At 45.0% G+C, this 13,330-nt stretch carries 12 protein-coding genes; all 12 read right to left on the reverse strand.

What is annotated here, in order from left to right; all coding sequences use genetic code 11:
- Positions 1-137 precede the first annotated feature (137 nt).
- A complete protein-coding gene (locus QMD03_02240) occupies positions 138-1,322 on the reverse strand; it encodes an ABC transporter permease (protein ID MDI6776051.1) in 1,185 nt (394 codons plus the stop codon).
- A gap of 23 nt (positions 1,323-1,345) precedes the next feature.
- Positions 1,346-2,041, reverse strand: coding sequence for an ABC transporter ATP-binding protein (locus QMD03_02245; GenBank protein MDI6776052.1), 696 nt, complete (start codon positions 2,039-2,041; stop codon positions 1,346-1,348).
- Positions 2,025-2,702 carry a hypothetical protein gene (locus QMD03_02250; protein ID MDI6776053.1) on the reverse strand — a complete coding sequence of 226 codons (678 nt, stop codon included), beginning with the start codon at positions 2,700-2,702 and terminating at the stop codon, positions 2,025-2,027. Before QMD03_02250 ends, QMD03_02245 begins: the two co-directional genes overlap by 17 nt.
- A gap of 41 nt (positions 2,703-2,743) precedes the next feature.
- Positions 2,744-3,829 carry a porin gene (locus QMD03_02255; GenBank protein ID MDI6776054.1) on the reverse strand — a complete coding sequence of 362 codons (1,086 nt, stop codon included), beginning with the start codon at positions 3,827-3,829 and terminating at the stop codon, positions 2,744-2,746.
- Positions 3,830-3,880: 51 nt separating this feature from the next.
- Positions 3,881-5,188 carry an outer membrane protein transport protein gene (locus QMD03_02260; protein MDI6776055.1) on the reverse strand — a complete coding sequence of 436 codons (1,308 nt, stop codon included), beginning with the start codon at positions 5,186-5,188 and terminating at the stop codon, positions 3,881-3,883.
- Positions 5,189-5,337: 149 nt separating this feature from the next.
- Positions 5,338-6,399 carry a DUF6125 family protein gene (locus QMD03_02265; protein MDI6776056.1) on the reverse strand — a complete coding sequence of 354 codons (1,062 nt, stop codon included), beginning with the start codon at positions 6,397-6,399 and terminating at the stop codon, positions 5,338-5,340.
- Positions 6,400-6,557: 158 nt separating this feature from the next.
- Positions 6,558-6,923: a transposase gene (locus QMD03_02270; GenBank protein MDI6776057.1), complete on the reverse strand. Its 366-nt coding sequence runs from the start codon at positions 6,921-6,923 to the stop codon at positions 6,558-6,560.
- 115 nt (positions 6,924-7,038) lie between these two features.
- Positions 7,039-7,566 (reverse strand): hypothetical protein, encoded by a 528-nt coding sequence (locus QMD03_02275; GenBank protein ID MDI6776058.1) that lies wholly within the window; start codon positions 7,564-7,566, stop codon positions 7,039-7,041.
- A 16-nt stretch (positions 7,567-7,582) separates the two neighbouring features.
- Entirely contained in the window at positions 7,583-8,932 is a 1,350-nt protein-coding gene (locus tag QMD03_02280) for a diguanylate cyclase (GenBank protein ID MDI6776059.1), read from the reverse strand.
- Positions 8,933-8,953: 21 nt separating this feature from the next.
- Positions 8,954-10,396, reverse strand: a complete 1,443-nt coding sequence (locus QMD03_02285) for an RtcB family protein (GenBank protein MDI6776060.1) — start codon at positions 10,394-10,396, stop codon at positions 8,954-8,956.
- A complete protein-coding gene (locus QMD03_02290; protein MDI6776061.1) occupies positions 10,389-10,805 on the reverse strand; it encodes an archease in 417 nt (138 codons plus the stop codon). The genes QMD03_02285 and QMD03_02290 overlap by 8 nt, the downstream gene beginning before the upstream one ends.
- 43 nt (positions 10,806-10,848) lie before the next feature.
- Entirely contained in the window at positions 10,849-13,302 is a 2,454-nt protein-coding gene (gyrA, locus tag QMD03_02295; protein MDI6776062.1) for a DNA gyrase subunit A, read from the reverse strand.
- Between the last annotated feature and the right edge of the window lie 28 nt (positions 13,303-13,330).

Below are 13,330 nucleotides of genomic sequence, written 5' to 3' on the forward strand. Positions count from 1 at the left end.
GCGGACAATTCATTTGCTACAAAAGCGGACAATTCATTTGTTCTTGACACCCCCCTTCTTTTATGGTTGCGTTGTTCGTAAGTATAGCAAGGAAAATATAAAAATCAAACTGCAAAAGAGCGGCACTTATGCAGACTTCATAACGCTATGTTTATTGCTTCAATCGGTCTTTTCCCGGAAGCCCTGAGTGCCGGGTATATTCCTGCCAAAAGCCCCATAACTATTGCGCCCAAAAAGCAGATTAAGAGTAAATCAGGGGTTATCATGACCAGCTTGCCGCTTGGCACATAGGGTAAAACCTTTCTTGCCAGATACTCCACAATGTTTGAGGCAAAAATCGCAATTATTGCACCGGCGATCCCTCCAGCCGCACAGATAAGAATGGTTTCCAACCAGATCAGTTTAAAAATATGGAATCGAGAAGCGCCCACGGCTTTCATTATCCCTATTTCCTGGGTACGTTCAAAGGTAGACATGAGAATGGTATTAATTACACCGATGACAGCTACAAATATAGCAATGAATGCCACCGACATAACCATAAGTCTTGCCCGGCCGATAAGGTTCAGGATTACCATTCTAACCTTAGACATACTGATCACTTGAATTTCCGGAGTTTTGAATATCTCCTCTTCAAATTCCGGATACCTATCCATATCTTTTAATCTTAGTCCCATCCCGGTAAGTTTTCCCTCTCTTTTAAAGATCCGTTGCAAGGTCTTTAAGGGGAGGAACATGATTCCATCATCCTGAGTGCCCACCCGCTCAAAGATACCCGCTACTGTAAGGACTTTATCGACACCCGGGATGAATATTTTATCACCCACCAGCCTCTGCTCCAGTTCTGCTGCCTCATAACCCATAATTACTTCATCTGCATTATTCCCTGAAAACCAACCTCCGGATTTGAATTTTATCCATGGCCTGAGGTCATGAAAGCTTTTCATTTCAATACCGAGGAAATAGCGAAAACCACCCCCTTCGGGCAGGTCAGGATCATGAACAACCTCGATTAACTGGGGTGTGATTTCGTCTACCAGAGGATTGCCGGCTATCTGAGAGAAAAGATTTTCAGTAATATATCTCAATCCACCACCCCCCTTAAGCATCATGGTTGCCGCCTCATAAGGACATCCTTTGGCGGTGACAATCACCTGGTAACCCATCCTTTCAATGTCTCTGTTAAGGGCTGTCTTATAGCCGGTGTTGAAACCCAAAAGACTCACCAGGACGGCTACCGCTATCCCCACACCAAGGATGGTAAGAATAGTTCTGATCCTTCTTCGTTTCAGGTTTTTATATGCCAAGGTTAAAAACCGCATGGTTATCTCCCCTAATTTTTTTCTCAGACAGTATTCGTTTTATTCTTTTCCCGGACAGTTGAGATTTTTCCGTCCAATAACTGGATTACTCTATCTGCTGTTTCCGCCAACTCCTGATTGTGAGTGACAACAACCACCGTAATATCCTTTTGATTAAGGTTTCTGAATAAATCAAAGATGTCTTTACCGGTCATGGAATCTAAGTTTCCGGTTGGTTCATCGGCAAAGATTATTTCTGGTTCGTTGATCAGTGCTCTGCCGATAGCCACCCTCTGCATCTCTCCTCCGCTGAGCTGGGACGGAAGGTGATCGGCTCTATCTTCTAATCCCACCGTTTTCAGAATCAATCCTATCTTTGAACTTTCTGTTCTTTTTCTTCTGAATAAAAGTGGCAATTCGACATTTTCATGAACGGTTAAGGTGGGAAGGAGAAAAAATTGTTGGAATACAAATCCCATATATTCTCGTCTGAATTTTACCAGTTTATTTTCAGGTAACCTGCTAACATCCCTTTTTTTTATTCTTAAACTTCCGGAAGTGGCAGTATCAAGGCAACTGAGAAGGTTTAAAAGGGTGGTTTTTCCAGATCCTGAGGGGCCCACAACAGAGACAAACTCTCCTTTAACAATACTCAAATCAATCCCTCCCAGGGCAGGTATCTTTTCCTTTCCCCTAAGGTAAACCTTGCTTAGCCCCTCTGCTTCAATGATGTTTTCCATGGGCTTTTATCCTTTCATAAACTTCATCATACCGGTTGCCACCGATAAATTCATCAAAGATGATCAGGTTTTTCTTCAAGCCCCTCAGGATGGCCTTGAAGTCGGTATCATTTCTTTGGCCCGGGTTTTTGATTCTGGAAAGGGGATTAGTAGTATCAGAGATGTTGCCTTTTTGGGGGTCGTAGAAATAAAAATCAGCTAATGTTAATCCCTTAAATTGATCTGTAAATTTTGGGTCCCTATATTTCTTACTTTCGGGATTGGTGATTCTCTGGCAATAGAAACTAAGGATCTTTCCGGCCAAATCAGTGGCCAGAATAAGCTGCAATCCTCCAAATTCTCCCTTCTGGTTCACGCCATGAATATAGCCGATTATTTCCTTTTGCTTCAGTATCGTATAAAAAGCATAAGGAACATCAATGGTTTCATATATCGGTTCAAAACCTTCTCCCAGTTTCTCTTCAATCCTTTTGAGGAGTTTTTCCCCTCCTCTTTCCTTTATGGCAATGAAAGTGGTTTTGTATCCGGTTGATTGGGGAAAGAGTCTTCTCACGTCCCGGTCTGGATCCCGTAATGTGCACCCAACAGCGGCAAGGGCAGGGCAAACAAATCCTCCCATGAGGATGATAAGGATCACCAGAAATCCTATCCCTTTTCGCACATTTATCGTCATCTATGTTTTACAAAATAAGATGAACAAAGTTATTGACCATAATAATATAACTGAAAACCGAGAATATCTTCTTCTCCACCTAATCTGAGATTGAAGTCATGGATATAGTTGGCTCTTAAGGTAACTTCATTGGTCATTTTGTAAGATACCCCTAAAGTCATGGTTGTATCATCAGAACCGCCTTTCTCCAGATCGTTAATAAATGATTTGATTTGGGCTTCAAGCTGCCATTTTTGATACTTAGGCACGGTATAATCTACTTCAAAAAGACTGCTCAACACGTGACGGTCTTCATCCTTTCCATAAGCAATTTCCACCTTGAAGAGATATGGACGGTACAAATATTGGCTATCCAGGCCCACTCTCTTCCGGAGGAGAGCCTCTTCAAAAAGATAATCACCAGTTCCAAACACTGACGGAAAAACACGCCCATAAAGGAGAGAAAAACCGTACTGGAAATTTTCCGAGGAAGGTGTGCCGATCCTTCCGGACAGAAGGTAACTCCCGTCCTCTCTCGATATTTTCTCCATCCCTCCGGTACCAAGAGTAGCAGCAACTTCGTAATCAAATGAGGGGAGCGCGCCATTAACAGAGAACCCCCAATCCCGCTTAAAACCGATATTTTTTGAGGCCTGGGTTTGCAAAAGGGTAGGATGGGTATCTATAAGAGGCTCAAGGCCGAAAGGTACATCAAAGTGACCGATCTTAATATTTGATCTTCCATCATTTAATTTGAAATTAGCATAGGCATTATGGATTTCATACATGACTCTCCACTCGGTCGTAAGGGTGTCGTCCATTTTGTTCCGGTCAACATCGGTATTTAGATTGAAATTAGTTAGATTGAAATTAGCACTGGCATTCCTAAAAAGTTTTTTCCTGTGAATCATTATAGGGAATCTCACCTGCAGATCAGTTGTAACCCAATCACCATATTCCCCGGAAAAGATACGGAAATATTCAAACCCCACAGAGTTGGCCGGATCTATCTCCCTGAATCTCAAGTTATCCCCATCAAATAGATATTCAGGAGAAAAAACAACTTCTTTATAAAAAAAGGATGACTCATGGCTTTTTACTTTTTTCCCTTCATCTGTTGCCCAAGACCTGGGCAATTCCTTACTTCCTCCGCCAAACTGGCGAGAGAAAGTAAAGGCAAGGTCATATCAGTTATGTTTCACGCCGGGATAGGGTTCTCCCCACGCGGTACCTACCATGAAGTCTAAATTCCATACATCCCATTGATAACCAAAGCCAATATTAGCATACTGGATGGGGTCTCCAATGATGGATGTAGCAAAACCTGCTGCTTCATTAGGTACCCCGGAGTCATCAGACATGTACCCTCCCCTTAGAGTTAAACGTTTATTGTACTTATACTCTAATCCGAAGCGATATGAATCGGCGGCAGACCAATCCGGATCTTTTACAATATCTTCTTTCAGCAAAGGCTCTTTTTTTTCAAGATGTAGATCTGCGAAGGGCCACTTAAATTTAGTCCAGTCAATCCTTTGCCAGTCAGCCGTCAAAGTGAGAGTTTGCGTCGGTTTATAAGCTATCCCCACACCCCAGGAAGGAGGGTAGACGAACTCATGATAATAGTTGGTCTTTTGTTCAAGATCCATCATCGGTTGGCCATCAGGTCCGCGGATTGTGAACCAGGCACCCAAATCACCGTTAACATCGAATTTGGCTCCGGTGCGGAAGATCGCTCCCAGGCTCCACTTGGGGGAAAATTTATATAAAAAACCTATCACGCCCTGCACCCCCATTCCATCCGCTTCTGCGTCAATCCCGGAGCTGTAATCGGGTTGCCAGGAGACGTTTGAGTTCCTGTAATCCTTTTCAATATCTCCTTGTAACTTTAAATACACAAGGTCTAAACCGACACCCAGCGATAATTTGTCAGTAATCTTTTTTGCAATGGAAACATTAAAGTCCATAAGCATTACCATGAAGAAAAGGGATGCATCGATATCTGCATCCGTAGTGTCTTTTATCGTATCTTCCCACCTGCTATAGGCGCCGGCAATGGGGAAAGCGCCTACTCCAATGGTGTAATCACCGAAATTTTTGTGTGCCGTGATAGCAGGCATGGCAGCAGCAAACGGCCAAAATTCCCTGTAATCATCAAACTGTTTGGGTTCGGTAGGATAGACTCGGCTAAAATAATCTCCTTTAGTCCAATCTTGCTCAGCCGGATCGAGGTTGCTTACAGAATTACGGTCCCGCAAGAAAGAGCTCATTGTGTAAAGACTAGCCGCGAACCCTGCCCCTTTTAATTGTGCAAGACCCGAGGGATTCCAGTGAACTGCAGATGAATCATCTGCTAATCCAGTGAACGCACCACCCATGGTCATTGCCCTTGTACCCACGCCTTCTACGTACATTCCGCTGGCCCTTGCCAACTCGAAAGTGAAAAAAAACATAAGAAGCGCCGAAATACCTACGCACAAAAATAGTTTCTTCATCATTTTAATCCTCCTAAGGATAAAAAGATAATTTGAGCCTGTTCAATACTACTATCAATCTCAAAAAAGGAATTTCTTATACAATACACTAAGGGGAGAGGGGATTGAAAAATTACCCACTCAAGATGAGAAAGAGCCAACTTTTTAATGTTCTACATCTCTTCTTCTATCCGGAACTCCCAGCTACACCACACATCCTCTGGATGACTGTCAGGTGGGCATACCAAACACCTCATCTTCAGTTTTGGGTCTATTGTCTCGGCGAACTTTTTAAACAGGGCTACTCCCACCGGTTTACAGGGAAATTCTCCTCTTTTGTCTCTTATCCTTGCCTTTTGGGGGGTACAATCTGTTACATTAAATACTACCCTCTCATTCGTAACCTCAGGGAATTCGTAATCCATACCTGGAACCCATATCTGAAAATTGAGGGCCTTTGCAAGGGCCGGGATACCACCCCCTTCGGCAATATTAAGTACCCTCTTGAGCCTTCGTGCCTCTGTCACACCGTATCTTTCCCATATCTTTATGTCTATATCTATAGCCGTATCAAGGTCAAACCGTTCTTCAATATCGATGAACCACAGACCATCTATAGTAATTATATTCTTAGAATACATCTTTATTAGTTCTACAAGTATTCCTTCTGGAAGATCGAAGTAATCAATTTTGGCCTCCCCCTTAATTTCTGTAGTAGGTTCATCTTTGAGCCGGAACTTCCAGCTACACCATACATCCTCTGGATGCTCATCAGGGGGACACATTAAACACTCCATTTCTAATCTAGGATCAATTGCCTTTGCAAAAGGAGCAAATAGGGCTTCTCCAACAGGTTTGCACTTAAACTCTGGTCTGTTATTTCTTATCCGTGCCCTTTGGACAGTGCAATCAGTTACATTGAATACTACGCTCTTCTCCGTAACCTCAGGGAATTCGTAATCCATACCTGGAACCCATATCTGAAAATTGAGGGCCTTTGCAAGGGCGGGAATACCCCCATCAGTGATATGCAATGCCTTCTTTATTCTCCTCGCCTCTGTTGCACCATATCTCTCCCAGACTTTTGTGTCTATCTCTATTGCCGTATCCAACCCGAATTTCTCCTCCACATTCACGAACCATAACCCATCGACAGTCATGGAATTTTTAGAATAGGTCTTTAAAAGATCGACGAGAGTTTTTTTTGGGAGCCCCATTAAATCAATCTTTGCCATTTAAGTGCCTCCTTAAATGAATAATCACTTACCTCATATCTTTTTTATTGATCATTGATTATCTGTAACCTAAATCTGGTTTTGTCAAAAGTCTTTAAACAAAAATGCCTAAAACTCTTGATTTTTAATATGTTGTGTATATTTTACTTACCTCCCCCCTATGGTAGGACAGGCGTCTCGCCTGTCATGTTATCGGTGTCTATCCAGCCTTGTATGTATAACCACTTGTAATCTCCGTATTCTCTTGATAAATTCGCCTTCATAGGATTATTCGCTATATAGCCAAGCTTCTCCAAAAATTCCCCTTCATCCCTTATAACCCTGTCATAGTTCTCATCTTGCCATACTTTGCCCTTTCTATCTGATATTTTGTTAATCTGATGTGCACTAAAGCTTTTGATACTGTGCATTATTTTTGGTAATGCATCCATAGGGTTTATTATCATATGAACATGATCATTTAATACAACAACAGCAAAGAGTTCATATCTGACAGGCGAGACGCCTGTCCTACCGGAATTGATAAACTTTCATCTTTTATATCAACTTCCCTTTTTTTCATAAAACTTTTGACAATATCGCAAATGCGGTGTACCCCTGGTAATCGGAAATGATCAGGGCCATTGATTGCAATACTCATTACCGGAGCATCTTTTCTCTCTTGTCCAGTTGAATCTCCAAATTTTTTAAGAGCTGGATATCTTTCCTCAGTTGTTCATTCTCCTGACGGAGTTTCGTCATCTCCGCCTGGAACTTATCGTCCAGCAACCGAATCTCCCTCTTCAACTGTTCATTCTCCCCACGAAGTCTCCCTATATCAGCATCGGCCTTTTCGATCAGCTTCCGATCGGAGACATTTTTCGCCTTACATAATTGCATCTCATCAATGAGACGGAGCAAAACCTCAGACAGACTACGCCATTTACTCTCAGGATGCACCTTCAGTAATGCATCAAATGCTGATCTGGCCTTCGTATAGTCAGCCATCTGCTCAAGACCACCTAAATAAAACATCCCCTCATTAAAGAGGGCTGAGTCTGTTTTTTCTTTTAACGGAGAAATGATGCCCGGAGGAGATGTCCTATCAATAGGGGGGGGTAAAGTATGGGCACAGGCTCCCAAGAGGACAATAAACAGCCAGAGGATAAAATTCTGTATTCTCTTCATATAGCAGCCCATTGCTTTAAGTATCTCTGTTCTCTTTATCTATGTCTTCCTGCTTAACACAGTTACTGCCCGGTAGTTCTTTCGCATACTCCTTTAACTCTGCAGCCGCCATCGCCATTTCGAGAGGACTTTTAAAACGTCTCCCATCGTCGGTCACGATGGCAACGGTCAAGGTAATGAGGGGGAATTTTTGTTGGGTACCCCTCCTGTCTCTCCCCATAATAAATCCATTCAGTCTGTCTTCTTCACGGTAAAACTTTAAAATACGGCGATCAAAATCTGCGATAAGTTGCCTGCTCAGGTGTTCTGCCCGCCCGGGTTCGGAAATAATCACAAAATCATCTCCACCAATGTGGCCGATGAATGCGTCTTCCTGGTCCTGACCTGATGTCCCACGATGGCTCATCAGGATATCGGCTACTTCTTTGATGACCTCACTACCCCATGCATATCCATATTTATCGGCAAAAGGTTTAAAATTATCAAGATCAACATGGCAGAGGGAAAACACAATTTTTTCTGACAGCCGTCTTTCAATCTCTCTCTCGATCGCCATATTGCCAGGAAGACCGGTCAATGGGCTCGCATCAAGGTTTAGAACCTCAAGCGCCTTGAGACGTTCACCCATAATAAGAAAAGCGCGGGCCAGGCTGCCAATTGCATCCGGGTGGTTCATGTTGAAGCTATGATCAAACTGCCCCTCAGCAATAAGAGCCGTTGCCCTTTCTAACTTCCTGAGGGGCCTGGCAATATTATAGGTAATGAGTAGGGCAAGAGAAAATCCTACAATGAGGCTTACCGAACTGAGAATAACTGTTATCCTGGATGCCTCTATACTCTGTGCCTTAATCAGGTTCATCCGGGTATCAATGCTCTTTTGGGCATTCCTCTCGATAGCATGTAGAGACGAAGCTATAGCTTCTATGTTTTTTTTCCCGGAATTCTCCGACAGGGTGTTGGCTTCTTCGGTAAGATTTTCCTGAATTAGCGATATCTCCCGGGAAAAGATATTGCCATACCGCTCGTGCAGCAACGATACCCGGGATAGCGTCTTCTCCTGGCCGCCAATCCGATTTTTTTCGAGAGCCTTCAGGCTTTCCTTAAATTCTCTACTTCGTGTCCAGAATATCGCGGCAAGGGAAGGATCTTTAAGGATAAGATATTTCTTTTCCACACTTTCCTGGGCGAGAAGGGTATCTATCATCTTCTTACTGGTATCCAGGACGATAAAATCATGGGTGATGATGGCATAGGCCAATTTATTGAGATTTTGCAGACTTATAAAGGCATAGGCACTTGCCACCACGGTCAACAAGGCCATGGCCAGATAACTTAAAAGCAACTTGGTGTTTATTGTCAGCTTCATTCCTTCTACAGATACACACCTCTAACCCTTGATACACCCAAGGGAACGCAGCCTCGCCACCTTTTTAGAGATACCAGCTTCGTGTACCACATGGACAACCTGATCCAAATTCTTATATGCCTCCGGTATCTCCTCCCGCAGGGTCCCCTTCCCGCTGGCCATGACGATGATACCCTTTGCAGCCATCTCTTTTGCAATTGATCTGCCGCTGCTTGCCTTTGTGGCCTGGTTACGGCTCATCACTCGCCCGGCGCCATGACAGGTACTCCCAAAGGTATCATTAAATGCCTTATCTGTACCAACCAGCACGTAGGAACCTGTCCCCATATCTCCCGGTATCAAGACAGGTTGCCCCCATTTGATATACCGCTCCGGCAGTGATGGGTGACCAGGGGGAAAGGCCCGTGTGGCACCCTTCCGATGGACACAGAGTTTTACCTGTTTTTCGTCTACAGGAAACGTCTCGATCTTGGCAATATTATGACAGACATCGTAGAGCAGACGCATCCCGATCTCGCGGGGACTTTTGTGGAGGACCCTTTCAAATGTTTCTCTTGTCCAGTGCATCAACATCTGCCTGTTGGCCCAGGCATAATTGGCGGCACAGGCCATGGCGGAAAGATAATCCCTGCCCTCAGCCGAATTCAGATAGGCACAGGCCAGTTGTCTGTCGGGAAGGGAAAGCCCCAACTCACCGCTATGCTTTACCATCCTTGCCAGGTAATCATCACAGACCTGATAACCAAGGCCACGGGAGCCGCTGTGAATAAGGACCGCGATCTGATCTTTTTCGAGTCCGAAGGCAGCAGCAATAGTCTTGTCAAATATCTCTTCCACAATCTCAATCTCGAGAAAATGATTCCCTGAACCGAGAGTACCGAGCTGTTCTCGCCCCCGTTCCAATGCCTTTGTACTGACCTTTTCCGGGTCAGCCCCTTCCATCCTCCCCCCGTCTTCCGTTGCCGTGAGATCATCAGGTGTGCCATATCCCTGATCTACAGCCCATTTTGCCCCTTCCTCCAGGACCTTTTTCTCCTCCCTTTCGGAAAGCTTAAGGACACCTCTTGATCCGACACCAGTGGGAATATCCCGAAATAGGGTGACCACCAGTTCCTTAAGACAATCCTGTATATCATCAAGGCTAAGCCGGGTTGTCATCAGCCGGCAGCCACAGTTGATATCGTAGCCTACCCCACCCGGAGATATAATCCCCTCTTCCATACAAAAAGCTGCGACCCCCCCTATGGGAAACCCATAACCCCAGTGCATATCAGGCATGGCAAGAGAATACTTAACAATTCCCGGTAGATGTGCTACATTTGCTACCTGTTTCGGGCTCTCCCCTGCGCCCATTTCTCTGATAAGCTCCTCGCTTGAATAAATGATTCCCGGGACCCTCATTCCTCCGACCGGTGTAATCATCCAGCGATATTCGTCTATCCTCTTCAGCACAATATCAGACATCGAAAACTACCCTTCCGACCCATCCTTCCCCATTTTCTCTAATCAATGCCTGGTGATAGGTCACGGCCTTGATTTCCGTTTTTATCCTGTGCCTGTTAGGCTCAAAAGGTTCTCCCCTCACCTCCCCCATTAGGTGATGAGGGTTTATTTCCGCAATTGCATAATCGCTAAGGATCAGACCCTCTCCATTGAATAGATAAAGGACATCTCGTAGATAGTTTACCAGGAGATCCTCCCAGTCTGCTCCCTCAGTGACGATTGCCCGTACCTCGGTTATCTTGACATCTTGCAGATCTGTCATCAGATCGAAGATGGCAAAGGCGGCATTGACAAAAAGTTCCTCCACGGTTTTGCCATATATCTCCACCCCTAAATCCGCCGTATGGTCAAACACCCTGTACCTCTTCATGTTCTGAGACCTTTGAAAAAAAGGCGCAGGCTAAAGCCTGCGGCTACAAAGTTTCGTCTGATGCAGCCTCCCTCTCGGCCCGGGCAAGACCGACCAATCTTTCTTCAGGTTCCAGATCAATCAGTTTTACACCCTGGGTAACACGGTGGATAAGAGGCACCTCTTCCACCTTTAACCGTATAATCTTGCCGGTATCACTGATCAGAATAACATCCTCATCACCGCTTACCTGAAGAATTCCGGAAACGTATCCCACCCTGCGGACTGTCTTGAAGTTGATGATCCCTTTGCCTCTTCTGCTCTGAAGTCTGTACTTCGCTACAGCCGTCCTCTTGCCAAAGCCATTCTCGGAAATAGTAAGAATGGAACTTCCCTCCGTTGGTATCTCCATTCCTACTACCACATCGTCGGCATCTATCAGGATACCCCTGACCCCCCTGGCAGTTCTGCCGGTAGATCTGATATCCGTCTCCTTAAACCGGATGGCTTTTCCTTTTCTGGTGCCAAGAAAAATGTCCTGATCACCCGTCGTGAGCTGGACATCAATAAGTTCGTCATCTTCATCAATAGCGATAGCAATAATTCCCCCCGCTCTTGGATTGGAATAAGCTCCCAGATCGGTCTTTTTGACGATCCCCTTCTTCGTGGCCATAACCACCGATTTATCATTGGTAAACTCTCTGACAGGGACAATAGTAGCGATGCGCTCTCCCTCTGATATATTTATCAAATTGACGATGGCCTTTCCCTTTGCTGCTCTTCCTGCCCGGGGAATCTGGTGCACCTTAAGCCAGTACAGCCTCCCCCGTTTCGTGAAGATCAGGACATATGCATGAGTGGAAGCAATAAATATCCTCTCGACGAAATCCTCTTCTCTAGTTCCCATGCCCATCTTACCGCGTCCTCCGCGGTGTTGACTCTTGTAAAGGCTCACAGGGTTTCTTTTAATGTATCCCGAATGAGATACCGTAACTACCATATCTTCCTCGACAATCAGGTCCTCAATATCAATATCTTCAGAACTAACAATGATTTCCGTCCGTCTCTCGTCACCGTACCGTGCTTTGATCTCCTCAAGTTCTGCCACGATCACATCCAGAATCTTGCGGGGATCATCGAGGATACCCTGTAACTTTACAATCGTCTCAGATACACCGGTGTATTCCTCATCAATCTTCTCCCGCTCCAGACCGGTCAAACGCTGTAACCTCATCTCAAGAATAGCTCTGGCCTGCACCTCACTGAGATTAAATTTTTCACAGAGAACAACGGCGGCCTCCTGTGGATTTTTTGAGCCCTTGATGACTTCTATCACTGCATTGATGTGGTTGAGAGCCGTAATAAGTCCTTCAAGGATATGGGCCCTTTCCCTGGCCTTGCCCAGTTCGAATGAGGTCCTCCGGGTAGCCACCTGTTTTCTGAAATTGACAAAACTCTCTATGATTTCCTTCAGGTTAAAAACCCTCGGCTGACCATGTTCGATAGCCAGCATAATGACCCCAAAGGTAATCTCCATCTGGGTATATTTGTAAAGTTGATTAAGGACCACTCCGGCGGGATCATCCCGCTTCAGATCAATGACAACCCTGATACCCTCCCTGTCTGATTCATCTCTTAGATCAGCAATACCGCTTATCTTCTTTTCCCTCACAAGTTCGGAAATCTTCTCTACGAGATTAGCCTTGTTGACCTGGTAGGGAAGTTCGGTGATGATAATACTCTCTCTTTCCTTTTTCTCATTCTTCTCAATCAGGACCCTTGCCCTTATCCTGATGATCCCCCTTCCTGTTTTATATGCAGAGATGATGCCCTCTCTCCCGTTGATGAAGCCGGAAGTGGGGAAGTCCGGACCATGAATGTAATGCATCAGTCCCTCTACTGTTAGATCCGGGTTTCGCATGAGTGCAATTGTTCCGTTAATGACTTCACGGAGATTGTGGGGGGGGATATTGGTGGCCATACCTACAGCGATACCGGAACTGCCATTTAAGAGAATCACAGGTATCCTGGACGGTAAGACGGTCGGTTCCTGCAAAGATTCATCGTAATTCGGCACGAAATCAACGGTCTCCTTTTCCAGATCGGCCAGAAGCTCCTCGGCAATCCTATCCATTCTCACTTCTGTATACCTCATGGCTGCAGGTGGGTCACCATCTATAGAACCGAAGTTTCCCTGCCCGTCAACGAGGGGGTATCTCATAGAAAAATCCTGGGCCATTCTGACTATTGTGTCATAGGCCGCCACATCCCCATGGGGATGATATTTACCGATTATATCACCGACGATCCTTGCCGACTTTTTGTACGGTTTATTCCACCGGTTTCCCATCTCATGCATGGCGTAGAGTACCCTTCTATGAACCGGCTTCATACCATCTCTAACATCGGGAATAGCCCTGCCGATGATGACGCTCATCGCATAATCAAGATAGGACTTCTTCATCTCATCTTCAATATTAACCGGTATGTTCTTATGGTGATAACGCTGTTGATCCATAAAGCTGTCCTTGTAATCAAGGCTGAAG

It is taken from the genome of Syntrophales bacterium (genome assembly GCA_030018935.1).
Lineage (GTDB): Bacteria > Desulfobacterota > Syntrophia > Syntrophales > CG2-30-49-12 > CG2-30-49-12.

Bases quoted from the DNA above. Each gene is read 5' to 3' on its own strand.
- gyrA (MDI6776062.1), bottom strand. From the start codon at position 13,302: ATGGATCAACAGCGTTATCACCATAAGAACATACCGGTTAATATTGAA.
- QMD03_02260 (MDI6776055.1), bottom strand. From the start codon at position 5,188: ATGATGAAGAAACTATTTTTGTGCGTAGGTATTTCGGCGCTTCTTATG.
- QMD03_02290 (MDI6776061.1), bottom strand. From the start codon at position 10,805: ATGAAGAGGTACAGGGTGTTTGACCATACGGCGGATTTAGGGGTGGAG.
- QMD03_02245 (MDI6776052.1), bottom strand. From the start codon at position 2,041: ATGGAAAACATCATTGAAGCAGAGGGGCTAAGCAAGGTTTACCTTAGG.
- QMD03_02285 (MDI6776060.1), bottom strand. From the start codon at position 10,396: ATGTCTGATATTGTGCTGAAGAGGATAGACGAATATCGCTGGATGATT.
- QMD03_02240 (MDI6776051.1), bottom strand. From the start codon at position 1,322: ATGCGGTTTTTAACCTTGGCATATAAAAACCTGAAACGAAGAAGGATC.
- QMD03_02275 (MDI6776058.1), bottom strand. From the start codon at position 7,566: ATGAAGAGAATACAGAATTTTATCCTCTGGCTGTTTATTGTCCTCTTG.
- QMD03_02265 (MDI6776056.1), bottom strand. From the start codon at position 6,399: ATGGCAAAGATTGATTTAATGGGGCTCCCAAAAAAAACTCTCGTCGAT.
- QMD03_02280 (MDI6776059.1), bottom strand. From the start codon at position 8,932: ATGAAGCTGACAATAAACACCAAGTTGCTTTTAAGTTATCTGGCCATG.